This window comes from Aliivibrio finisterrensis (assembly GCF_008933155.1).
GTDB lineage: Bacteria > Pseudomonadota > Gammaproteobacteria > Enterobacterales > Vibrionaceae > Aliivibrio > Aliivibrio finisterrensis.
In genome coordinates this window covers 19,103-44,509 of sequence record NZ_WBVP01000023.1, presented here as the reverse complement: position 1 = coordinate 44,509, position 25,407 = coordinate 19,103, and the positions used below count along the sequence as shown (strand labels likewise).

General features: G+C 40.3%; 18 protein-coding genes and 1 tRNA gene. 9 read left to right on the top strand and 10 right to left on the bottom strand.

Annotation, left to right across the window (positions count from 1 at the left end; genetic code table 11):
- Positions 1-22 precede the first annotated feature (22 nt).
- From F8B77_RS15655 to acnB, 3 genes are all read left to right on the top strand, one after another.
- Positions 23-99: transfer RNA gene (locus tag F8B77_RS15655), tRNA-Asp, on the top strand.
- Between the two features lie 163 nt (positions 100-262).
- Entirely contained in the window at positions 263-2,530 is a 2,268-nt protein-coding gene (locus F8B77_RS15650; RefSeq protein ID WP_151656444.1) for a patatin-like phospholipase family protein, read from the top strand.
- Between the two features lie 221 nt (positions 2,531-2,751).
- Positions 2,752-5,340 carry a bifunctional aconitate hydratase 2/2-methylisocitrate dehydratase gene (gene acnB / locus F8B77_RS15645; RefSeq protein ID WP_151656442.1) on the top strand — a complete coding sequence of 863 codons (2,589 nt, stop codon included), beginning with the start codon at positions 2,752-2,754 and terminating at the stop codon, positions 5,338-5,340.
- 63 nt (positions 5,341-5,403) lie between these two features.
- On the opposite strand, the gene F8B77_RS15640 is transcribed toward acnB, so the two are convergent.
- On the bottom strand, positions 5,404-6,546 hold the full coding sequence (locus F8B77_RS15640; RefSeq protein ID WP_151656446.1) for a glycerate kinase: 1,143 nt from the start codon (positions 6,544-6,546) through the stop codon (positions 5,404-5,406).
- A gap of 184 nt (positions 6,547-6,730) precedes the next feature.
- Between F8B77_RS15640 and F8B77_RS15635 the strand changes: the two genes are divergently transcribed.
- The 6 genes from F8B77_RS15635 to F8B77_RS15610 all read left to right on the top strand — a co-directional run bounded on the left by F8B77_RS15635 (position 6,731) and on the right by F8B77_RS15610 (position 12,781).
- On the top strand, positions 6,731-7,099 hold the full coding sequence (locus F8B77_RS15635) for a YacL family protein (RefSeq protein WP_151656440.1): 369 nt from the start codon (positions 6,731-6,733) through the stop codon (positions 7,097-7,099).
- 169 nt (positions 7,100-7,268) lie between these two features.
- Positions 7,269-7,607, top strand: coding sequence for a P-II family nitrogen regulator (locus F8B77_RS15630; RefSeq protein ID WP_045101235.1), 339 nt, complete (start codon positions 7,269-7,271; stop codon positions 7,605-7,607).
- A 17-nt stretch (positions 7,608-7,624) separates the two neighbouring features.
- Complete coding sequence (locus F8B77_RS15625; RefSeq protein ID WP_151656438.1) at positions 7,625-8,854, top strand: ammonium transporter; 1,230 nt, start codon at positions 7,625-7,627, stop codon at positions 8,852-8,854.
- Positions 8,855-9,028: 174 nt separating this feature from the next.
- Positions 9,029-10,042: a Fe(3+) ABC transporter substrate-binding protein gene (locus F8B77_RS15620; RefSeq protein ID WP_151656436.1), complete on the top strand. Its 1,014-nt coding sequence runs from the start codon at positions 9,029-9,031 to the stop codon at positions 10,040-10,042.
- Positions 10,043-10,109: 67 nt separating this feature from the next.
- Positions 10,110-11,741: an ABC transporter permease gene (locus F8B77_RS15615; protein ID WP_151656434.1), complete on the top strand. Its 1,632-nt coding sequence runs from the start codon at positions 10,110-10,112 to the stop codon at positions 11,739-11,741.
- Entirely contained in the window at positions 11,741-12,781 is a 1,041-nt protein-coding gene (locus F8B77_RS15610; protein ID WP_151656432.1) for an ABC transporter ATP-binding protein, read from the top strand. Before F8B77_RS15615 ends, F8B77_RS15610 begins: the two co-directional genes overlap by 1 nt.
- A 91-nt stretch (positions 12,782-12,872) precedes the next feature.
- Here F8B77_RS15610 and F8B77_RS15605 read toward each other — a convergent pair whose 3' ends face one another.
- The 9 genes from F8B77_RS15605 to F8B77_RS15565 form a co-directional block, all read right to left on the bottom strand.
- Positions 12,873-14,285 (bottom strand): phosphoglucomutase/phosphomannomutase family protein, encoded by a 1,413-nt coding sequence (locus F8B77_RS15605; RefSeq protein WP_151656430.1) that lies wholly within the window; start codon positions 14,283-14,285, stop codon positions 12,873-12,875.
- Between the two features lie 79 nt (positions 14,286-14,364).
- A complete protein-coding gene (locus tag F8B77_RS15600) occupies positions 14,365-16,770 on the bottom strand; it encodes a glycoside hydrolase family 94 protein (protein WP_151656428.1) in 2,406 nt (801 codons plus the stop codon).
- A gap of 38 nt (positions 16,771-16,808) precedes the next feature.
- Positions 16,809-18,710, bottom strand: a complete 1,902-nt coding sequence (locus F8B77_RS15595; RefSeq protein WP_167512836.1) for a beta-N-acetylhexosaminidase — start codon at positions 18,708-18,710, stop codon at positions 16,809-16,811.
- Between the two features lie 21 nt (positions 18,711-18,731).
- Complete coding sequence (locus F8B77_RS15590) at positions 18,732-19,607, bottom strand: glucosamine kinase nucleotide-binding domain-containing protein (protein WP_151656424.1); 876 nt, start codon at positions 19,605-19,607, stop codon at positions 18,732-18,734.
- A 2-nt stretch (positions 19,608-19,609) separates the two neighbouring features.
- Positions 19,610-21,328 (bottom strand): glycoside hydrolase family 9 protein, encoded by a 1,719-nt coding sequence (locus F8B77_RS15585; RefSeq protein WP_151656422.1) that lies wholly within the window; start codon positions 21,326-21,328, stop codon positions 19,610-19,612.
- A 48-nt stretch (positions 21,329-21,376) separates the two neighbouring features.
- Positions 21,377-22,372, bottom strand: coding sequence for an ABC transporter ATP-binding protein (locus F8B77_RS15580; protein ID WP_151656421.1), 996 nt, complete (start codon positions 22,370-22,372; stop codon positions 21,377-21,379).
- 22 nt (positions 22,373-22,394) lie between these two features.
- Complete coding sequence (locus F8B77_RS15575) at positions 22,395-23,378, bottom strand: ABC transporter ATP-binding protein (protein WP_130046211.1); 984 nt, start codon at positions 23,376-23,378, stop codon at positions 22,395-22,397.
- A gap of 1 nt (position 23,379) precedes the next feature.
- Positions 23,380-24,405 carry an ABC transporter permease gene (locus tag F8B77_RS15570; RefSeq protein WP_151656418.1) on the bottom strand — a complete coding sequence of 342 codons (1,026 nt, stop codon included), beginning with the start codon at positions 24,403-24,405 and terminating at the stop codon, positions 23,380-23,382.
- Positions 24,406-24,407: 2 nt separating this feature from the next.
- Positions 24,408-25,394 (bottom strand): ABC transporter permease, encoded by a 987-nt coding sequence (locus F8B77_RS15565; protein WP_151656416.1) that lies wholly within the window; start codon positions 25,392-25,394, stop codon positions 24,408-24,410.
- Between the last annotated feature and the right edge of the window lie 13 nt (positions 25,395-25,407).

Here is a 25,407-nt window from a genome sequence, read left to right as displayed (position 1 = left end):
CAATATGCTGAATAGACACTGCGGAGTGGTAGTTCAGTTGGTTAGAATACCGGCCTGTCACGCCGGGGGTCGCGGGTTCGAGTCCCGTCCACTCCGCCACTATATTAAGAAGCCCTAATCGAAAGATTAGGGCTTTTTTACGTCTGAATAAAAGTAAAATAATGTTGAATAGACACTGCGAAATAGGCAGTTTGGCTGATTAAGCTTTTTATCTCCTTCTTCATCCTGTATTCTTTTTATCTCAATATTTAAGGATGATTTTATGCGCTTCAAGCCTCTCCTGTTTTCTTCTATTTTTTTATATCTATCTTCTTCAGTCGCATTAGCTATTGAAACTCGTCCTAAAATTGGATTGGTGCTTGCTGGCGGTGGAGCAAAGGGGGCTGCACATATTGGGGTACTTAAAGCACTAGAAGAAATGAAAATCCCCATTGATTATATTACTGGTACCAGTATGGGGGCTTATATTGGGGGGTTATATGCATCAGGGCTAAGTGCGGATGAAATCGAAGTCTTTATTGATTCTATTGATTGGAATAGCGGATTTGTAGATAAAGTTGAACGAAGTGAAAGACAAATTAGAGATAAGGAATATGAAGACCGTTATCAAATCGGGACAGATATTGGTTTCTCATTCACAGAATTAAAAGCACCAAAAGGCTTTGTTCAGGGCCAGAATATGGCCAAAATACTGAGAACAACCTCTGGAAATGTTCCTTATTTAGAGTCATTTGACGATCTTCCTATCCCATTCAGAGCTGTTGCTACAGATATAGAAAAGCTAGAGCCTGTAATATTAGATCATGGCAATTTAGCAGAAGCAATGATGGCAAGTATGTCAGTTCCTGGAGCGCTTCCACCTGTTGAATATGAAGGGCGCTTGCTGGTTGACGGCGGTAGTGTCAATAATATGCCTGTTGATATAGCAAGGGAGATGGGGGCAGATATTATTATCGCTGTGGATATAGGTTCTGATTACTTAGAGGCAAAAGATATCTCTAGTTATTTATCTGTAATGGGCCAATTAACAAATTACATTGTAAAAAATAGTACCCTTCAGCAAGAAAAATTATTAGATGAAAAAGATATATTACTTTCTCCCCATGTAGGAAAAATGGAAACTGCTGAATTCGGTCGAATGCCTTTTGCTTATGATAAGGGATATGACATTGCTTATGAAAAACATAAAGTATTAGATAAATTAGTTATATCAGAGAAGGCTTATCAAGCTTATAGCGATAATAAACATAAAAAAACAGAACAACTTATACGTGGTAATTCGTTACCAATAAATAAACTGCAATTAGAGAATAAAAGTTTATATACAGAAAAAATGTTGTTAGACCGTCTTAATATTAAAGAAGGTCAAACATATACCGCTGATGAATTAGAAGCACATATAAGAGATTTATATGTTATTGATAGATTTGAACGAGTTGACTATTACTATAAAGAAGCAAGAGAAGGAAATCATGATCTTGTTGTTGAAGTGAAGGAAAAAAGTTGGGGTCCAAACTATTTAGATTTTCGCTTTGCTCTTGAAGATGACTTTGATAATCAGAGTAAATATTCACTAGGAATGTCGATTAATTTTACTGATATTCAGTTAACGGGCTTTAGAGATAATCGTTCAGAATTGAGAGTTAATTTTGAGTTGGGAACCGATAAGTTAATCTCTGCTGAGTTATATACCCCATTTTTAATCAACCAACTTTTATTTACATCATTTAAGTCGACTTATAATGTAGAGCAGAAAAAATTCTCTTTATCAGGTAATGAATTAAGTTCAATTGATAACGATTTTCCCTTGGAGTATAGCGATTTAGTTCTTGAAGCTGCATTTGGTCTACAGGGGCGTTTATGGAGTGATTTTAGAGTTGGTGGGCGATACACTAAAGGTGATGTTTCTTTTAGTAGTGTCTCAAGTATTGGTGCAAGTTATACTCGAGAAGGTGTTTTTGCTCAGTATCGTCTTGATACATTAGATAACTATACTTTCCCAACTAAAGGTTTCTACGTTCGTTCAGAGTATCTATATTCTCATGATAATGTAGATGACAGTGTTATTGATATTGATGGGACAAAAGATTCAGTCATAGAGTTTACTGTGAACACAAGGGCTGCTTGGACTTATTCTCGTCATACTTTCGTCGGTAATTTTGAGTATGGCATTGTTGAAAATAAAAAGGGAGACTTGCAATTGGAGCCTAAGTCACTCGGTGGTTTTTTACGTTTATCAGGTACACCAAAAGACAGTTTAACAGGACAAAATTTAGTATTTACTAGTCTCGTATATCGGTATCGTTTAATGGATAACGATTTTGGATTATTTCAATCACCTATATATTTAGGTGCCTCAGTCGAAAATGGAGGGCTATGGAATGAAGAGCACTTTAGTGATGCACCAATTTACACTGCGGGCTCTATTTTTGCAGGAATAGACTCACCAATAGGCCCAATTATTTTGGCTTATGGTCGTACAGAACAAAATCATGAATCTGTATATTTAAGTATTGGTGCAACTTTATAATGTTTAAAAGTGCGCCATAAGTCGTATGTTGTTTGATGTGGTGAGATTTTAATTTTGAGTTAAATTTGATATCATCTCGCCACATTTTTAGTCTATTCCGATACATATTCTCTTGTTTTATTGAGATTTATAACAGAATTAAAAAGTTAATGGATATAAACTGAATTGTTTCCAAGGATGTTTACTCATTAAGAGTAGACCAGAAAGTGAGGAATTAAGTCGTGCTTGAAGCTTATCGTAAACACGTCGAAGAGCGTGCTTCAGAAGGTGTGGTCCCAAGACCATTAGATGCTGAGCAAGTAGCAGCATTAGTTGAATTAGTAAAAAATCCACCGCAAGGTGAAGAAGAATTTATTCTTAATTTGCTAGAAAATCGCATTCCACCGGGTGTTGATGAAGCAGCTTATGTAAAAGCGGGCTTCTTAACTGCAATCACAAAAGGTGAAGTGGCGTCTCCATTAGTTAGCAAAGCAAAAGCGACTGAACTGCTTGGTACTATGCAAGGTGGCTACAACATCGAATCTCTAGTCTCTCTGCTAGATGATGCTGAGCTTGCTCCAATCGCTGTTAAAGCATTGTCTCATACTCTACTGATGTTCGACGCATTCTACGATGTAGAAGAGAAAGCGAAAGCAGGTAATGCTTCAGCACAACAAGTACTTCAATCTTGGGCTGATGCTGAATGGTTTACTGCTAAAAATAAAGTAGCAGAAAAAATTACTGTTAAAGTATTTAAAGTCACTGGTGAAACCAACACCGATGATTTATCTCCAGCGCCTGATGCGTGGTCACGTCCTGATATTCCAGTACACGCAAAAGCGATGCTGAAGATGGAACGTGATGGCATTACTCCTGATGAACAGGGCAGTGTTGGTCCAATTACTCAAATTGAAGAAATGCAAAAAGAGGGTATCCCACTGGCTTATGTTGGTGATGTTGTTGGTACGGGTTCTTCACGTAAATCGGCAACAAACTCAGTACTTTGGTTTATGGGTGAGGATATCCCATTTGTACCAAACAAGCGTACAGGCGGTGTTTGTCTTGGTGGTAAAATTGCACCAATCTTCTACAACACAATGGAAGATTCAGGCGCACTACCCATTGAACTGAACGTACAAGACATGAACATGGGCGATATCATTGATATCTACCCGTATGAAGGTGTGGTACATAAAAACGGTTCTGTGATTTCAAACTTTGAGCTAAGCAAAGTACTTCTTGATGAAGTGCGTGCTGGTGGCCGTATTCCACTGATCATCGGTCGTGGCTTAACAAGTCGCGCTCGTGACGCTCTAGGCTTAGCTGAAACGGATCTGTTTGCTAAACCAATCGATCCATCGGCATCTGATAAAGGCTACACGCTAGCTCAGAAGATGGTTGGTAAAGCATGTGGCGTTGAAGGTGTGCGTGCTGGTCAGTACTGTGAGCCTAAAATGACGACGGTAGGCTCGCAAGATACTACTGGTCCTATGACGCGTGATGAGCTTAAAGATCTGGCGTGTCTTGGTTTCTCAGCAGACCTAGTAATGCAGTCTTTCTGTCATACATCGGCATACCCTAAGCCGGTTGATGTAAATACTCACCATACGCTACCTGATTTCATCATGAATCGTGCGGGTGTTTCACTGCGTCCGGGTGATGGTGTTATCCACTCATGGCTAAACCGTATGCTTCTGCCTGATACTGTAGGTACAGGTGGTGATTCGCATACTCGTTTCCCTCTCGGTATTTCATTCCCTGCTGGTTCTGGCTTAGTAGCATTTGCTGCAGCAACAGGTGTTATGCCTCTTGATATGCCTGAATCTATTTTGGTTCGTTTTAAAGGTGAAATGCAGCCAGGTATCACGCTACGTGACCTGGTACATGCAATTCCTCTTTACGGTATCAAGCAAGGCCTACTGACCGTTGAGAAAGCAGGTAAGATTAACGAATTCTCTGGTCGAGTACTAGAAATTGAAGGTGTTGAACACTTATCTGTTGAGCAAGCATTTGAGCTTTCTGATGCATCGGCTGAGCGTTCTGCTGCAGGTTGTACCGTTAAGCTTTCTGAAGAGTCTATCTCTGAGTACTTGAACTCAAACATCGTTATGCTTAAGTGGATGATCGCTGAAGGCTACGGTGATGTTCGTACGATAGAGCGCCGTATCACTGCAATGGAAGAGTGGCTAGCGAACCCTGAGTTGCTATCTGCTGATTCAGATGCGGAATACGCGCACGTTATTGAGATTGATCTTGCTGACATCGATCAACCAATCCTATGTGCACCAAATGATCCAGATGATGCTCGTCTTCTTTCTGATGTTCAAGGCACTGAGATTCAAGAGGTGTTCATCGGTTCTTGTATGACAAACATTGGTCACTTCCGTGCTGCAGGTAAGATGTTAGAAGAGTTTAACGGCTCACTAAATACTCGCCTATGGGTGGCTCCGCCAACGAAGATGGATAAAGACCAACTGACAGAAGAAGGCTACTACGGTATCTTCGGTCGTGCTGGGGTTCGTATTGAAACTCCGGGTTGTTCACTGTGTATGGGTAACCAAGCTCGTGTTGCTGACAAGTCGACAGTAATGTCTACGTCTACTCGTAACTTCCCGAACCGTTTAGGTACTGGTGCGAATGTTTATCTGGCTTCTGCTGAGCTTTCTGCTGTTGGCGCGATTCTAGGTCGTATTCCAACAAAAGAAGAGTACTTAGAGTACGCTGAGAAGATCAATGCAACCGCTGCCGATACATACCGTTACCTGAACTTCCATAAAATGGGGCAGTATACAGAAAAAGCAGATACGGTTATCTTCCAAGAACCCGCTTAATCTTTGTTTATAAATGAAAAAAGCAGCCAAATCGGCTGCTTTTTTATTGCGTTTAATCTTAAGCTAATTATTTTTAATGTTCATAGAGTAAATAGCTGCGACATTTCTTGCGGTGTTTTCAACATTAATTGCGGCTTCTTTTAGTGCCGTTTCTAATGATACAGAGCGAGGAACAACACTGAATACTGCATCAATACCGTAATCATGAACAACAGCGCAATCATCAGATAAGCAACCAGCAATACCAATAACAGGTAAATCAAACTTTTTCGCTGTTCTTGCTACACCAATAGGGGTTTTGCCATGAATGGTTTGGCTATCGATACGTCCTTCACCTGTAATCACTAAATCTGCTTTAGCCAGCACATCACTTAAATTAACCGCGTCCATTACGATTTCGATACCAGGTCGAAGCGTGGCATCAAATAAACCAAGTAACGCAGCACCAAGGCCACCTGCAGCACCTGCGCCTTCTGTATTTTTTACGTCTTTATTCAATTGTGAGTTCATCACATCAGCATAATGATTTAGGTTTGAATCTAATGTTTTGACCATTTCTGGTGTCGCCCCTTTTTGTGGGCCAAAAACATAAGAAGCACCTTTAAGACCGCATAGTGGATTATCAACATCGCATGCGACTTCAAGAGTAATGTCATTAAGACGAGGATCTTTATTTGAAGTATCGATCGTTGCAAGGTGCTCTAATGAACCGCCACCAAAAGCAAGGTCATTACCATCTTTATCCAGAAGTTTGATACCAAGAGCTTGAGCCATACCAATGCCGCCATCGTTAGTTGCACTGCCACCAATTCCGACAATAATGTGTTTTACACCTTTATCGAGAGCCGCTTTAATTAACTCGCCAGTACCATAGGTTGTGGTGTGTAGAGGGTTACGTAAACTTGGCTCAACAAGGTGTAAGCCTGATGCAGCAGCCATTTCTATAATTGCGGTTTGGCCATCACCAAGTAACCCATAGAAACCTGTTACTTTCTCAGCAAGGGGTGCTGTAATCGTATGTTCAATGATAGAGCCACCAGTAGCGTCAATGAGTGATTGAACTGTACCTTCACCCCCATCAGCCATCGGTAATTTAATATATTCTGCGTAAGGTAATACTTGTTTAAATCCAGCTTCAATTGCCGTAGCGACTTCCATCGCCGTTAAACTTTCTTTGTATGAGTCAGGAGCAATAACAATTTTCATTGGGCGCTCAACGATTTGTTTTGCGATTACCGTGTTTAATTGCATGGTTGGATCTCTTTCATCATGGAGTAAGGGGCTTAACTATAAAAATACTAGGGATAGGATTATACTTAAGGAAAATAGCTTAGCATTATCTTTGATTAAAAGCGTGTGAGCTAATACCAGTTAATCGTAAGGGTTTCCGATGGATTACGAATTTAAAAAAAATACACTCGATGGCACTTATCATGCAAACTTTTCTATGGGGCATGAAGCCATGGGACGTTGGTTGGTGGAAGATGTCGCAAAAGATACCGAACTATTGGCGGAGCTGTATCAGCAAATAGCAGCAGTAAAAAATACTCAAGACGAATGGAAACGCTCAGGTCAGGTAATGACTCTAATTCTTACCGATCAAGAAGTTATCGTGCAAGAAAATGCTTTATTTGAAAATTCAGAAGAAGAATTTGAAGAAGATATTCATATGTATGACGATGAATGTATTTCTGTATGCGGATTAGAAGATTTTGAAACCATGCTCAAAAGCTGGGAGGCGTTTATTCGACGCTTCTGATCTGAGTCATTTATTGCTCAATACTAGGGAAAGGCTGCACTTATTTAGTGCAGCCTTTTTTCGTTTTTTTGAAGAAGATTAATTAACACATTGAATTTTTTATGTTTTTAAAGTTGGCACACGAATTGGATTGTTAATTATAAGTTACAAATAATTCAAGGACTGAAGCATGAAAATAATCAATGCCATTATAAAGCCATTTAAATTAGACGATGTTCGTGAGGCTCTCGCAGAAGCAGGCGTCGATGGAATGACAGTATCGGAAGTGAAAGGGTTCGGACGTCAGAAGGGACATACTGAATTGTATCGAGGTGCAGAGTATCAAGTTGACTTTCTACCTAAAGTAAAACTTGAAATAGCAGTTCAAGCAGAGCATGTAGACAATATTATTGAAGCGATTACAAAAGCAGCACATACAGGAAAAATTGGTGACGGAAAGATTTTCGTTTATGACCTTCAGCAAGCAGTACGTATTCGTACTGGTGAAACTGATACAGAAGCACTTTAAGGATAGAGGACAATATTATGGAACTTTCAACAACAGTATCAGAACTTCGTTATGCCCTAGATACCTTTTTCTTCTTAATGTCAGGTGCTTTGGTTATGTGGATGGCAGCAGGTTTTGCCATGTTAGAGGCCGGTTTAGTTCGCTCAAAAAATACCACAGAAATTTTAACTAAGAACTTATGCTTGTATGCGATTGCTTGTACAACTTATTTAGTTGTCGGTTATAACATCATGTATGTCGATAATGCAGCGGGTGGGATCATGCCCTCTATTGGTGCTTTAATTGGTACTCAATCAGAAGGGGCTGATCATTCATTAGAATCGGACTTCTTTTTCCAAGTGGTTTTCGTTGCTACAGCAATGTCAGTAGTATCTGGTGCCGTGGCTGAGCGTATGAAACTTTGGTCTTTTCTTGTATTCTCTGCCATTTTAACGGCCTTTATTTATCCAATGGAAGGGTATTGGACATGGGGTGGTGGCTTCTTATCTGAAGCAGGATTTAGTGATTTTGCTGGCTCTGGTATTGTTCATATGGCAGGGGCTTCAGCCGCATTAGCTGGTGTACTATTACTTGGTGCACGTAAAGGTAAGTACGGTAAGAAAGGTCAAATTTATCCAATTCCTGGTTCTAACATGCCACTGGCAACATTAGGTACCTTCATCTTATGGTTTGGTTGGTTCGGATTTAACGGCGGTTCTCAATTAATGATTTCAGACTTTGAGAATGCAACAGCAGTTGGCCAAATCTTTTTGAATACCAATGCAGCAGCAGCAGCTGGTGCCATCACAGCGTTATTCGTATGTAAAACTACGTGGGGCAAGGCCGATTTAACCATGGTGTTAAATGGTGCATTAGCTGGGCTTGTAGCGATTACCGCAGATCCTTTATCCCCGTCTCCATTGGCTGCTGTGAGTGTCGGTGCTGCTGCTGGTGCATTGGTTGTCTTTAGTATTGTTGGGTTTGATAAAATTAAGATTGATGATCCAGTGGGGGCCATTTCAGTTCATGGTGTATGTGGCTTATTTGGTTTGATGATAGTTCCACTAAATAATGCAGATGCAACGTTTGGCGCTCAACTGTTTGGAGCTGTCGTTATCTTTGCTTGGGTATTTGGTGCAAGTCTTGTGGTTTGGGCAATATTAAAAGCAACCATGGGGATCCGAGTAACAGAAGATGAAGAGCTTGAAGGGATGGATGTTCACGATTGTGGAATAGATGCTTATCCAGAGTTTGTTAGTGTGAAATAAATAGCATTATTAATATTTATTTACAAACTATGAAGCCCCAACATGAATTATGTTGGGGCTTTTTTTGTAAATAATGCGCGAGATCATTGCCATTTAGGAATTGCTTTGTATAATATCGATATTGATAAGTATTCTTATTACCATTTGTAACTAGAGAGTTTTTAAAGGAATATCATGAAAAAGTTATTATCAGTTTCTGCACTAATCGCAGGTATGTTTGCACCAAGTGTTATGGCTGCTGAAGAAGTTAATGTTTACTCTTACCGCCAGCCTTTCTTGGTTGAACCAATGTTTAAAGAGTTTACCAAAGAGACTGGTATTAAAGTTAACGTGAAATTTGCTAAAAAAGGCTTGGCAGAAAAACTAGCTCAAGAAGGTGAATTAAGTCCTGCTGATGTTATCTTAACGACGGATATTAGCCGTCTTGCTGAACTAACAAATAAAAATCTAGTACAACCAGTAGATAGCAAAACGATTAATGCTAACGTTCCTGCTCAATACCGTGATTCAGACGATGAGTGGTTCGCATTAACTTTACGTGCTCGTAACGTATATTCATCGCGTGACCGTGTTGGTAAATTAGGTGCTGATTTTGATTACGTTGACTTAGCAAACCCAGAGTGGAAAGGTAAAATTTGTACTCGTAGCGGTAAGCACCCTTACAATGTTTCTCTTGTATCATCAATGATCGCTCATCATGGTGAAGCAGAAACAAAAACATGGTTAGAAGGTGTAAAAGATAACTTAGCTCGTAAACCACAAGGTAATGATCGTGCTCAAGTTAAAGCGATTAAAGAAGGTCTTTGTGATCTTGCTTTAGGTAATAGTTACTACCTAGGTAAAATGGTTAACGATCCTAAACAAGTTGCATGGGCTGAATCGGTATACATTAACTTCCCAAATCAAAATACTGATGGTACTCATGTTAATGTGAGTGGTATGGCGATGGCTAAATATGCACCAAATAAAGACAATGCATTAAAACTAATGGAATTCTTAACAGGTGATGTTGCACAAGGTATGTATGCTGAAGTCAACTATGAATACCCAGTAAAACCTGGTGTTAAGCCTTCTGAATTAGTGGCCTCGTGGGGGAGCTTTAAGGCAGATACACTATCTTTAGATACGATTGCAGATAACCACACTAAAGCAATTAAACTTTTAGATGAAGTTAAGTTTGATCTTTAATTTGATATTTACTATCGGTGAGGTAACAATACCTCACCATTTAAAAAAGAGCCTTGCAGTTTAGGCAATGAAAGATAAATTATTATTCTGGAAAACCAGTAGTTGGGGTTTATCTCTACTACTGGTTTTACCGATCTTAGCGATCCTATATACCGCACTAGGTAATACCGATGATATCTTTACTCATCTGTTTAATACCGTGTTGCCTACCTATACATTAAATACGGTGTTATTAGTATTTGGTGCGATGTTTTTTTCCTTAATTTTAGGTGTACCTTCTGCATGGTTTATGGCCATGTGTCGTGTACCTTCTTCTTCAATATTACAATGGGCATTGGTGCTTCCTTTAGCAATGCCTGCCTATATTGTTGGTTATATCTACACCGATTGGCTTGATTTTGCAGGACCTATCCAAGTATTGCTTCGAGATATTACTGGGTGGCAATCCTACGGGGATTATTGGTTCCCTGATATTCGTACCTTAACCGGTGCTATTCTTGTTATGTCTTTGGTGCTCTATCCCTATGTATATTTACTTGCTCGTGCTGCATTTATGGAACAAAACATCAGTTTGTTGCAATCAGCTCGTTTATTAAAGTGTACACCTTGGGAAAGCTTTAAACGTATATCGTTACCTCTAGCAAGACCTTCGATTGCGGTTGCTTTATCTTTAGTTGCGATGGAAGCGTTAGGGGACTTTGGTACGGTTAGCTATTTTGCAGTAAATACGCTAACGACGGCAGTCTATGATACGTGGCTAGGCTATTCGAATTTGAATGCCGCTGCGAAAGTGTCTGCATTTATGCTGATGGGAATCCTTTTACTTATCAGTGGTGAGCGATATAGCCGTCGTAAACAAAAAATGTTCCAAGAGAAGTTTAATACGACGGAAGAATTCCAATATGACCTTCATGGCTGGAAAAAATGGGGTGCATTCATTTGGTGCTGGGGACTAGTCTCGATTGCTTTTATTTTTCCATTATTGCAGCTAATTAGTTATTCTTTTCATTACTTTGAAGAGAGTTGGACAGCAGAGTTTCAAGAGTATGCGCTAAATAGTCTATACGTATCTTCTATTGCTGCCATTATCGCTGTAATTATTGCTTTGGTGGTGAATTTTTTACACCGTTTACAACCAAATAATAAATGGAGTGTAATGCCAATGCGTTTGGCATCTCTTGGCTATGCAGTTCCAGGAACCGTACTTGCTATTGGGGTAATGTTGCCAATGATAACTTTAGACCATTTAGTGAATGATATTTCAAAACAACTGGGTTTTGGGATGGTTGGATTAATTTTCTCAGGCTCAATCTTTGCGTTAATTTTTGCATCTGTGACTCGCTTTTCAGCGGTTGCGATTGGTTCGATTGAAAGTAATTTAAATAAACTCCCACCGTCATTAGATATGGCATCGCGCACTTTAGGTTGTGGAACGTGGTCTATGTTACGTCGAGTTCATTTTCCATTAATTCGTCGTGGTTGCTTGATTGCTGGGTTATTAGTCTTTATTGAAACCATGAAAGAGTTAAATGCGGCCTTATTATTACGCCCATTTAACTTTGAAACACTAGCCACTTATGTATTTAATTTTGCTTCTGATGAGCAATTAGAGATTGCAGCAATGCCTGCGGTATTATTAGTATTGGTTGGATTGATCCCATTGATCATTGTTAACCGTTCTTTGGAGCAACAGCATTAATGAATTCTGCATTATCTATATCTAATTTAACCTGTCGCTATCATGATCAGGATATTTTATCTCAGCTCTCTTTAGGCGTTGAATCGGGTGAAATTGTTTGTTTGCTAGGAGCGAGTGGCTGCGGAAAAACCACTCTTCTAAAAGCGATTGCAGGTCTTTTGCCTTTATCTGAAGGTGAAATGAACATTAATGGTAAGGTGATTACTGACAGTGATACTTGGTTACCGCCAGAACAGCGAAATATAGGTATGATCTTTCAAGATTATGCATTGTTTCCCCATCTTACGGTAAATGAAAATATCGGTTTTGGCTTAAAGAGCTGGGAAAAGCAGCGAGCGATAGAAAAAGTTGAATCTATGCTTCATCTTGTGCATTTAAGTGGCTTTGGAGATCGTTATCCTCACCAATTATCAGGTGGTCAACAGCAGCGTGTTGCGATAGCAAGAGCACTAGCCAGTGAGCCAGACCTTCTGCTATTGGATGAACCATTCTCTAATATTGATACTCAAGTACGTCATGATTTAATTAAAGAAATCCGCCGTATTTTTAAAGCTCAAGGTGTAACTGCAATTTTCGTGACTCACAGCCGTGAAGAGGCCTTTGCTTTCTCTGATAAATTAGCGGTAATGAATCATGGTGTGATAGAGCAGTTTGGCAGTGCGAATGATTTATACTATTCACCAAACAGTCGCTTTGTTGCTGATTTCTTAGGTGGTGGCTCGTACGTATCAGGCATGATTGATCAAAATGGCAATATTGAAACTGACGTTGGCTTTATTTCTTGTGGTCGCAGTTCTGATGATCTTAATAAAAAAGCAGACGTGTTGCTTCGTCCACAGAATATAACCTTGTATCGAGATAATGCGGGAGAGGCGGTAGTGCAAGAGCTGCAATTCATGGGAGATACTTGTCGTTATATTGTTGAGCTTAATGGCACTCAACTGATTGGTGTTTCTAATGACGGATTATCGAATGGGGAGAAAGTGAGAGTGGATATTAAACCTCATTGCCCAATTGTATTTCTTCAAGAAAATAATTAAACCTTGAGATAAAAAGAACCCAGCTAATCGACTCAAGTATTAGCTGGGTTAAGTCTTTAGAGGCGTATTTTTATTTAAAATACGCGGGAAACTAAAGAGAAAGGAAAGCTTTCATTTGATTCAGTACTTTTTCTGCTGTCAATTGATCTTCCATTTCAGCAAAAATACGTAGTAATGGTTCTGTTCCTGAGAAACGAGCAATCACCCAACCGCCATTTTTAAAATAGACTTTAGCGCCATCTTCATAGCTCACTTTTTCTATTTCGTATTCAAATTCTGGTAGTTGTTTTTCAATATAAATTTTATTGTAGAGCGCTTCTTTACCGCTCGCTTTGAATGTACAGTCACCTTCGGCTGTGTAGGCATAACCATATTTAGCATAAATTTCATCAAGCATTTCAGATAGTTTCTTTCCTGTTACACTGATCATTTCAACTAATAAACTTGAAGCAAATACACCATCTTTACCTTTAATGTGGCCGCGAATAGTTAAGCCACCCGAGCTTTCTCCACCAAGTAAAGAGTCATCCGCTTCCATTTGTGAACTGATATGCTTAAAGCCTACCGGAACCTCAAAGCTCTTTTCACCGTGATCCGCGGCAACTTTATCCAGTAAGTGCGTGGTTGCGATATTGCGCACAACAGAGCCTTTCCAGCCTTTGTACTCAAGTAGGTAATAATAAAGTAGTAATAGCACTTCATTTGGATGAATAAAGTTGCCTTTCTCATCAATGATACCTAAACGATCAGCATCACCATCGGTGCCAATACCAATGTCATAAGCATCATGAGCAACCAAGTGCTTTAAACGATATAATGTTGCTGCGTTAGGCGATGGCATTAGACCACCAAACGAAGGGTTTTCACCGTCATTGATAACATCAACATCACAACGAGCACTGATTAATACTGTTTGTAGAGCATTTTTTGCCACGCCAAACATAGGATCGATCAGTACACGTAAATTGGCTTTTTTAATGGCCTCCATATCGATAAAATTAACGATAGAATCAACAAAGGCATTCATTGGATTAATAATTTCAATGCAGCCATCATTTAACGCCTCTTCAAAATCAAGGCAACTGACATCTTGCTGAGTTAAATGAGCGATTTGTTGCTCAATCTTTTGGGTAATTATTTCATCGGCGTCGCGTCCGCCTTCAATGAAGACTTTAACGCCGTTGTAATCAGCAGGGTTGTGAGAGGCTGTAATGCACGCCGAGTAAATACATCCCATCTCTTTTGCTTGAAACATAACAATCGGGGTTGGAACGAATCGGTCAATAAAGCTGACTTTAATACCGTTTGCCGCGACGACTTCAGCAAACCATTTACCTGCTTTATCTGAAAGAAAGCGGCGGTCATAACCGATAACAAAGCCTTTTTCTTGCGCTTGTTCATTGATCATAATATTCGATAACGCTTGAGCGACAAGACGTACATTATCTTTAGTGAATTCTTCACCAATGAAAGCACGCCATCCGCCAGTACCAAATTGAATCATTGTAAATTCCTTTTAGAGTAAGGAGCTTGCAATAAGCTCCTTACTTTTATCATTTAAATTAAGCGTCCATTAAACGTACTTAACCCATGATTACGATAACGTCGTTCACACTGCCTTCTGCTTGAACAGGGACTGCACCATTAACTTCTTTGCCATTAATCGTGATTGATTGAACGCCTTTACTTACTGAGTTAGGGTTCTTAACTTGAATGTTGTATGTCGCACCACGCCATTGACGAGTCACTGAGAACTCAGGCCAATCAGTTGGAATACAAGGATCAATCGTTAAGCCTTCAAAGCCAGCACGAACACCAAGAATAAAATTAGTTACCGCGAAGTAAGCCCAACCAGAAGTACCTGTTAACCAAGGGTGGTTAGCACGGCCATGATCTTGATGATCTTTACCCATAATAAACTGTACGTATGAGTATGGTTCTGCAACACGCTTTTCAATCATGTCATTTTGGTTATATGGATTTAGTGCATCATAGAATTTCATTGCACGGTCACCACGACCTAATTTTGCTTCGGCTACCCAAGCCCATGGGTTTGGATGAGAGAAGATCGCGCCATTCTCTTTTACACCTTGGTAAACACGAGTCACAAAACCAATGTCATCATTTGGTGTTGAGAATGAAGGTGAATTTAGGTGTAAGCCGTATTCAGAGAATAAGTTCTCATCAACTGCATCCATCGCTTTCTCACCGCGCTCTTGAGATACTGCACCAGATAAAACCGCTAAGGTGTTTGATTCAAGGTGAACTCGACCTTCAGTTTGTTGAGCTGTACCAATTTTGTCGCCATCCTTGGTTAGGCCACGAATGTACCAACCACCTTCTTCATCCCAAAGGTGAGTTTCACACGCTTCGCGTACGTTCGCTGCCATTTCAGAGTATTTAGCTATGTCTGCATCATTGTTACGGAATTTAGCTAAATCTAAGAATTCTTCTAATGCCCAGAAATGTAAGAATGAAACCATTGATGATTCGCCACCACCTAAGTTCAGACAGTCATTCCAGTCAGCACGCAACCCTTTACAAATACCAGTACGGCCAACGTATTCTGCAGAGAAATCTAACGCCGCTTTCATGTGTTCATAAACGGTTGCGTTACCACCATCAGCGTATGGGATCACTTCGTCAAAGAAAGAGTGTTCACCGGTTTCCATTACATATTTAATGATCGTCGGAACGATCCATAAATGGTCATCAGAACAGGTATCTTCAATGCCGTGGATCTTATCGTCATCCGATGGAGTAGGAACCACTGTTGGTGATTTTGATGGAACAACGTCTGCTTTTTCAGGATCGAACCAGTCAGGATCAAATAAGTGCAGACCGTAACCGGCTTTTACTTGGCCACGTAATAAATCTACGATACGTTTGCGAGTCATTTTTGGGTTAGCGTGAGGTACAGAGATCGCATCTTGAGCGGTATCACGGTAACCAAGACCAGTACGTCCACCCACTTCGATGAATGAAGCAAAACGAGACCAAACCACACAAGTTTCAGCTTGATACAGTGTCCACGTGTTGATCATTGTATCCAAACCTTCGTTTGGTGATTTAACTTGGAATTTATCGCAACGCTCGCTCCAGTGATCTTTGATCTCTTGGAAAGCAGCATCAACATTAGCAACATCTTGGTATTTTTGACGTAGACGTTCGCCGTTGCCTTTACCTAGACCAAGAACGTAAGCAAAGCGTACTTCTTCACCCGGTTGAATAGTAAATTGCTTATGAAGAGAACCACAATGGTTGTAACAGGTTTGTGCTGAGTTAGAGCATTGACCTTTTTCAACTGCAATTGGGTTTGCTTCATCACGGTATGCGCCTAAGAAGCTATCACGTTGGCCATCATATGAATCAGGATCAAACGTAGATGCTAAGTAGTAGAAACCTTCAAAATCATTGGTGTTGTAGTAAAGATCGTATTCAATCACGCCTTCATTGTAAGAGGTACCTGCAGAGTACAATGACATTTGGTGGTTTTGGTTATCTGATTGGATATGGCTGAATGAGAATTCAACAAAAGAGAATGCAGAGATAACACGAGGCTTATCGCTGGTATTCTTAATAACCACATCCCACACTTCAGCGTCTTCACCTTTTGGAACAAATAAGGTTTTAGTCGCTTCAATACCGTTGTAATCACATTTGAACTTAGAGTAAGACAGGCCGTGACGAACTTCGTAGCTTGCTTCATCTAAGCTTTTTGCTACAGGTTGCCATGAGATTGACCAATAATCACCAGTTTCATCATCACGTAAGTAAACATAGTGTCCAGGGCGATCAAATGTGCCGTTTGGACGGAATTTAGTAACACGGTTGTACTCTGGAGAGTTATAGAAAGAGTAACCGCCAGCATTGTGAGAAATAACCGTACAGAATTTCTCTGTGCCTAAATAGTTAGTCCATGGTGCTGGTACGTCAGGGCGAGTGATTACATATTCACGGTTATCGTTATCAAAAAAGCCGTATTTCATTGTTTTATCCTTAACTAAAATACTAATAATTGGGTGACTTATGGTTGACGGAAATTAATACCCTGACGTGTTAGGGTTGGTAATCGTCCATTTAACCTTGATAAAAAGTCTGTCCAGTTTCTGTGTTGTTTTTGTGTCCACATACCTTCAGACATTGCTAAAAGGCGTGGGAAAATCATGTAGTCCATACGCTCTTGGTTATTGATGATTTCACACCAAAGCGCGCATTGAATGCCAAGAATTCGTTTACGAATAGGGTCGTTATCAGCAAGTTCTGCTAATGGTTCATAGTTATATGCATCTTCAAGAGGAAGTACATTAGCCCAATCAACCCCCGGTTCTTCAGGAGCATAATCTTGAGCCATATCTAGATAAGTCGTTTGTCCTGGTTGAAGTACCACATCAAAGCCTTGTTTAGCGCAATTAAGTGCCGCTTCTTCGCTTAACCAAGAGTAAATCACTGTGTCTTTACTGACTTTATTGCCATGTTGAGCTTCTTCCCATCCAAGCATTCTTTTACCAAGCTGTTTCAATTTTGTTTCAGCGTGACGAAGTAAGTGGCCTTGAAGCTCTACGGGATCGCTATATCCTTGTTGGTTCATTAGTTCTTGGCATTTTGAGCTGTCTGTCCAAACGCCTTTTGGAACTTCATCAGCACCGATATGAATATATGGAGCAGGGAAAAGTGCAGCGACTTCTTCAAGTACCGTATCAATAAAGGTGTAAGTTCCTTCTAATGCAGGAGAAAGTACATTGTCTGTGTAATGTTGGATACTACGATAATTTGAGTGATCGTCGGTATCAACTAATAAATGAGGTAGTGCTTTAATAGCAGCGCGACAATGCCCTGGGATATCAATTTCAGGGATCACGGTAATACCACGAACTTCAGCGTAAGCGATCACCTCTTTAATTTCTTCTTGTGAGTAAAAGCCACCATGAGAGCGAGCAACATGCGTATATTGCGGTTCTAATAGGTGGTTAGGCCCACGCCAAGCACCAACTTGAGTTAATTCTGGAAATGCTTTGATCTCAACGCGCCATCCTTCGTCATCAGTGAGGTGCCAATGGAAAACATTGAATTTGTATTGAGCTAATTGATTGATTAAACGCTTTACTCGTTCAAGTGGATGGAAGTGTCTTGCGCAATCTAGCATCATGCCACGGTAGTGAAAGCGTGGCTGATCTTTAATTTTTACACATGCTACTAACTGTGTTTCTTCATTAATTAATTGTAATAACGTAGCACAAGCATGAGCAAAGCCTTCAGTTGAACCTGCATGAAGAGTGACTTTATCTTCTGTCACTGAGACTTGGTAAGCCCCTCTATCAAGAGTTGGGTTCGCAATAAATTGGATCTTCCCACTCTCACTAATAGGATGACTTTTTGATGTAATTATCTCTAGCTCTTCACTTAACCATGTTGCAGGCCCTTCTGCTAAATGAGTTTGAATTTCTAGTGAAACGCCATTTAAATTAAATAATCCATCAAGACGTTGCACTGATTCTGGTTTTGGAATTAATGATAATTCAGCGGGAGCCACTCTTGGTATTTGAGTTCGTTTAGTATGTGGTGATGCTAATACTATTGGAGAGATTGAAACCTCTAAAAATTGAGGTTTTTCGCTATCGGCAATGAATATCGCTGCATCATCAAGACCATCAGAAATAAAACGAAAAGGGGCAGTACCAATACTGAATTCAATGTAGTAATGGTTGTTTGCTTTTAGTACTTGGTTAACATTTGGAATGAGTTTGCAGAAACTACCCACCTGTTCCAAAGTGCCTTGAGTATTGCTATTTGGTGCAATAAAGCGATCAATCGTAAAATGAAATTGCCAATGATGAAGATCCACATCGCTTAAATTATGCAATGTTAAGCCAAAGCGACTTAAATTATCTTTTTCAGATAAGACTACGAGGTCTACACGATAATCCATCATCTTTTATCCTTATGAATGCTAGAACAAATTATGTTCTGTTTTTCCTGCCATCATGATGCCACCTTCAATAGCATCACATTGTGGCTGTACTAAATATTGGCGAATAGCAGGGGATAACCACTCAACAATGTGCTCACCAATACTTCCCATAAGCGCAATCTTTGTTGCGCCTCTCTTATTTAAAGCCGTTAAAAACATTTCGATATCACTGGCTGTTTGTTGTAACAGCTCAATAGCAAGATCATCCCCTTTTAACGCAAGAGCGAAGATAGCTGGAGAGAACTGTCCGTAATCGCATGGGCGAGCCGTTTTAGACCAATCAACGATGCTATCGATATCATGATTAAAATGCGCTAATACATGCTCGGTTAGAGCTGTCATAGGTTTTATACCATCAGAAGCCAAAAGCGTATTTTGAATTAAATGAAGGCCCATAATTGCGCCACCACCTTGGTCTGATATTGGAAACTCTCGACCGCCAACAACATGCTGTTGACCATCTTGGATGTAGATACCACAAGAGCCAGTTCCAGCTATCATGATTGCTCCATTTTTGCCTTTATGGGCACCTAAACATGCGCCGTAAGCATCTGTGTTTAATGTCATTGAGGCAAAAGGGTGTTTTAATTGCATAAATTTATGCCAAGCTGATTTTTGCTCTGCACCAGCAAGAGCAAGGCCAACGTGCATTGTGGCAAAATCATTTTGTGATAATTTACTTTGTGCTGCCGCTTGGGTAATCGCAGTAATGATTGAATCCATTGCAACTTCAATTCCTAATAAGATATTGGCACTGCCGCTTTTAGCTTCACCTAATAAATCACCTTGTGCATTGCGAATTCGAGCGCGACAAGAAGTACCACCACCATCAATTCCAACATATAAATAGCTCATGACTATTCTCCTAGTTTCGCTTGGTAAGATGATTGAGTCATAATTGCTAATAAATACCATGCGCCGTGAGGGATCCATTGTTCACCCCAACGCCAGTTTTGTAGCATATCTTCACCGTGTGGTGCAGGATTGAAAGCGATATCTTCTTCATCATCAAAACCACCAGTAATGCCATTACAAACACCACCTTTAGCATTAAAAAAACCAAGATGAGGAAGGTAATCAGGGTTGTTATGACCATGGCCATCTAACATACACATATCATAAGGATTTAATCCTAATACCCAGTTCAAATTATGCTGAGCAAAGATCTCTAATTTCTGTTTAATATCAGTACAAGTAATATGAGGTAGGACTAAATAACTCATGCTCGCTAACGAACTTAGGCGAGCATTCTCTCCTTGCCACCAGTAGCCAGATTCATTGTCATGAGCGACAAAAAAGGCACTGCGTTTTTCACCCTTAACCGGCTTAACGTATTGTCTTGGATAACCAAATGGATTGAATGTTTCTGAAGAGATAGTTAATTCAAATTCAACAGCTTTGTTGATAATTAATTGAGTATGAGCTTTACGGCTATTGTCAGTTTCTATTTCTAAGTATTGAGATAGTGCAATCGCAGGAAGACCCGCTTCTGCTGCATGGAAATAAGGACGTTCGCCATTTTGAGTTGCAGACCAAAAGTTGCTTTGCTGCTCATCACTTTGTTGGCGAGCCGATAATCTTTCTGCCCATGAACGAGCTTCCAGTAAAAAGGCATTATCTTGAGTTGTTTTGAACAGCTCGATAACAGCAAGAAGAGCACAATATTCATCAATAATATTTTCTTCGCCATTATTTAAATAATTAAGGTTATGTTCTTTTAGGTGCCAATAACCTTTTACCGCTGCGTCTAAATAGTTTTCACTAGTAAATTCACCATCAATATCTAAGCGAGCAGCAGCAGCAAGAGCCGCAATTGCGATGCCTCCACCTTGACGGAAACCTGCTTGGTAATCATCAGATTTAAGACCCTCTTGAGTTGCGTAAGCACAGATATCACGTTGATTGATATCTTTACTCCATTTATCAAATACGGTCATGTAAAAGAAACCTGTCGGATTTTGCATTCGAACTAAAAAGTCAGCACCAAACAATGCCTCTTCCGTAAGACGGGTGCGAGAGAATGCAGCAAAACTCGATAGGTTTTGAGTTAATTCAAGCCCTTTCAGCATATTCCAAACAACCATTGGAATTTGTTGAGGGTTTAAGTAATTAGCGTAAGAAAGGTGACTGAAGTATTTACTTACATCACCAGACGCGTCGTACCAACCACCATGAACATCGACGGTTTCATTACTGTTTAATATAGGAGCTTTCTTATCTTGTTTATCAAAAATCCCACCACAACGTTGCGATTTAAAGTAGTGCATAACATCAGAGAATGTATGACTCATTAATAGGTTTGATTTGATAATAAAAGGATGAGAAATCGCCCCTTCGATTACAAGAATGAACTCTCCCTGTTCTGAGAATTCATTAAATGAAATCTCAGCAAAGTAACCTTGATGCCAATGAGCAACTTGGTTTGATGAAGAAATAGAAAAACGGTGTTTTACCTCTTGTGTTTGAGTACAAACAATTTGACCAGAGATTGGCTGCGCTAGGGCAGTGGTAGCCAATAATACCGCTGATTTCGGTCCGTTTGTTTCATATCCAATATGGTTAGTTAACAGTTGCATCTATTTCTCCAAAATACCAATTACTGCTGTTCGATATTACTAATGAAATTAATTTTCGTATAAGTAACAACGAACAAAATGGTTGTCTGACAGTTTTGTTACGCCAGGCATACGTTCTTTACATTTTTCTGTTACGTGAGTACAACGGCCAGCAAATGGGCAACCTGCTGATTCTGGAGTCCAAAGAGGGATCTCCCCTTTATTTCCCTTCAACTTGGTGTGGATCGATTTGCTTGGATCGGGTACTGCAGAAACTAACAGCTGTGTATATGGGTGTTGAGGATCGTGAATGATCTCATCTGTATCGCCCCATTCAACCATGTGCCCAACGTACATTACCGCGAGATCTTCTGCGATATAACGAGCGGTTGCGATATCGTGTGTGATGTAAAGTAGAGACATTTCTTTCTCAAACTTCATCTCTTCCATTAGGTTAAGAACACCTGCACGGATAGAAACATCAAGCATTGATGTAGGCTCATCAGCAAGAACAACTTCAGCACCTACTGCAATATTTCGAGCAAGGTTGACACGTTGACGTTGGCCACCTGAAAGCTGGTGCGGGAATTTAGCCGCGGTTTCTTTTGGTGGGATCAAGCCAACTTGCTCTAGAAGATCATAAACACGATCTTCAAGTTCTTTTTGATTGCCAGATGTGACTTTCTTATGAATAAGAAGTGGTCGAGCAATATGATGGAAAATATTATGGGTTGGGTTTAAAGAACCAAATGGGTCTTGCCATACCATTTGTACGCCTTCACGATATTTCATTAGATCATTTTTCTTAACGATATCTTGAATATCACGGCCTTTGTATTCAATAACGCCGTCTGTTGGTGCGTACATTTTTGCGATCATTTTTGCAGTGGTGGATTTACCAGAACCAGATTCACCTACAACAGAAAGACCACGACTTTTGTACATTTTGAATGATACGTCGTTGATTGCTCGCATCATTGGGTTTTTAAGTGCGTTACTGCTTACAGGGAAATCTTTAACTAGATTTTTGCCTTCAATCAGTAGTTCGCCAAATGCTTTGCTCATAATTTACTCCAGAAAATCCGTTTTATGCTTTTGCTTGTGCAATTGTCTCACCGTAAAGGTGGCAATTTGACAAGTGACCAGGCTCAATCTGACGAAGCTGCGTAGGAATCGTACGACATGCTTCGTGTACACGATCACAACGAGACTGGAAGCGACAACCTTGCGGAATCTCTAATAAATTAAGAGGGTTTCCAGGGATACCTGTTAATTTGGTTTTTGGTCCCGTTAGTGGTGGGAATGAACTACCCAGGCCTTTTGTATATGGGTGGTAAGGAGAGGTTAAGATCTCTTTTGAAGAAGCAACCTCGATCAATTCACCTGAGTACATGATCCCAATGCGATCTGAGAACTCAACCATTAGTGATAAATCATGCGTAATGAATAGAATAGAGAAACCAAACTCTTCTTTTAGCGCATAAATTTTCTGTAAAATCTCACGTTGAACCACAACATCTAGTGCCGTTGTTGGTTCGTCCATGATGATCATTTTAGGGTTTAGTGCTAATGCAATTGCAATAACCAAACGTTGACGCATACCACCAGAGAATTGGTGAGGATAATCACTTAAACGACTCGGATGAATATCAACAATTTCCAATAAACCTTGAGCGCGAGTAATTGCTTGCTCACGAGTCATTGTGGTATGGCGCATGATCACATCACAAAACTGCTCTTCCATCGGAAGTACTGGGTTTAATGCGTTCATGGCACTTTGGAACACCATTGACATTTCACTCCAACGGAAAGCCTGCATTTTTGGATCGCTATATTTTAAGATGTCTTGACCGTCAAATATAACCTCACCACCGGTGATGAATGCAGGCGGCTTATGTAGGCGCATTAAAGAGAATGCAATAGTTGATTTACCACAGCCAGATTCGCCTGCTAGACCAAAGACTTCACCTTTACCGATGTCAAAACTCACATTGTTTACAGCACGCACATCACCTGATTCAGTAATGTAATCCACACATAGATTGCGGATAGAAATTTGTGGGTCAGTCATATTAATCTTCCCTGTTCCAATTTAATTCTGGTTTACCTAAATCTGGTTTACGTTCGTTAGTGTCTTGAGCTGCTAGTTTTTTCCAGCGCTTCATGCCTTTATGAGAACGTAGTTGTGGGTTTGCAATCTCATCAACCGCAAAGTTCAGCATTGCAAGACCGATAGCTAGAATTGTCAGAGCCATACAAGGGCCGATCAATTCCCACCATGCGCCAATTAAGATAGATGATGAGGTTTGTACGTTATACAGCATGATGCCCCAACTGATTGTACTTGGGTCACCAAGACCTAAGAACGAGATTGTTGCTTCCATCATGATTGCGTACATCACTGAACCGATGAAACTAGCACCAACGATTGAGATAAGGTTTGGAAGAATCTCAACAAAGATGATACGCCATGATGACTCACCTAATACTTCGGCAGCTCTTACAAATTCTTTTTCGCGCAACGCTAAGGTTTGGGAACGAATAACACGAGCACCCCAGGCCCAGGAGGTACACCCTATAATGAGGGCGATGGTCATAGGCCCTGCTTCACCAATAAAGGCAGCAAGTACGAATAGGAGAGGGTATTGAGGTATTACCAGCATGACATTCATTGCAGCTGTCAGTATATCATCAACCTTGCCACCAAAGTAACCTGCTGAGATACCAATAATAGTTGCTAAGAAACATACAACCAAACCGGCACCAAAACCTACCGCTAGTGATACGCGCGCACCATGAGCAAGTTGAGACCAAACGTCACGACCCATGCGTGTTGTACCCATTACGTGGTCTGCATTTTTAGACATTAGTAATGTACGACGGTCTGTTGCAAGGTTTTCTGATACCCATCCGTCAGGGTTATTTTGAGCCGCATTAACAACAAAGCTTGGGTATTCGTGTGGTTTACCCGTTCGTTTATCTGGAGCGTGGTCGCTCAGGAATGGTGCGAACACAGCAATAAAGATAAACGTAAATAGAATACCTAAACCAAATAGAGATTTAGAGTTACCAGAAAGTAGTTTAATTAAGCCTTTCATTATTATTTACCTCCCTTGCGTAGGCGAGGGTCTAGAACAACATATAACAAGTCAGCAAGAAGGTTAAAGAACAACATAAAGAGTGTCATGATAAGAAGCTGACCTTGTAGAACTTGGTAGTCACGAGATGTAATAGCGTTAAACAGTACCGTACCAAGACCCGGGTAGTTAAAGATAATTTCAACGATTAACTGCCCACCAATTGCCATACCTAGTGACATTGATAAAGCGGTGACGCTTGGGAGCATTGCGTTTCGTGCTGCATAGTTAAATACAACTCGGTTTTCACTTAATCCCTTACCTTTTGCCATAGTGATGTAATCTTCACCTAAAAGATTAATCATATTGTTACGCATGTTAATTAAGAAACCGCCGATTTGAACGATTGATGCACAAAATAGTGGGAGCAATGCATGGTAAGCCACATCTTTTATGAATTCCCAACTTGTCCAGTCTGGAATTACGCCTGGAGTATAGGCGTAACCTGTGGGGAACCATTTTAAGCCGACTGCAAAAATAAACATAGCAAGCATTGCAATAACAACCTGCGGTACTGCTTGAATAACTAGCATCCCAGGAGAAATGAATGTGTCATAAGCACTGCCGCGTTTCCAAGCGGCAAAAATACCTAATATTGAACCCAGAGAGAAAGATATCATAACGGCAGTACCCGCTAAGAAAAGAGACCAACCAAATGCACCACCTAATAGTGTGTTTACACTTAGAGGATAGAACTTGATAGAGGTGCCTAGCTCCCAAGTTAGAATGTTTTTGATGTAGATAAAGTATTGTTGATACATAGGCCCATCAACAAAACCAAGCAGTTGTTTCATCGCCTCAATACGCTCAGGAGTTACCTGAGTTGTGGCATTCGCAAACATCATGACAACTGGATCACCAGGCATTGCTCGCGGAATAATGAAGTTAATCGTTGCAGCAACGACCAACGCAATAAAATAGAACGATAAACGTCTTAGAAAAAATCCCATAACTCACACCTTA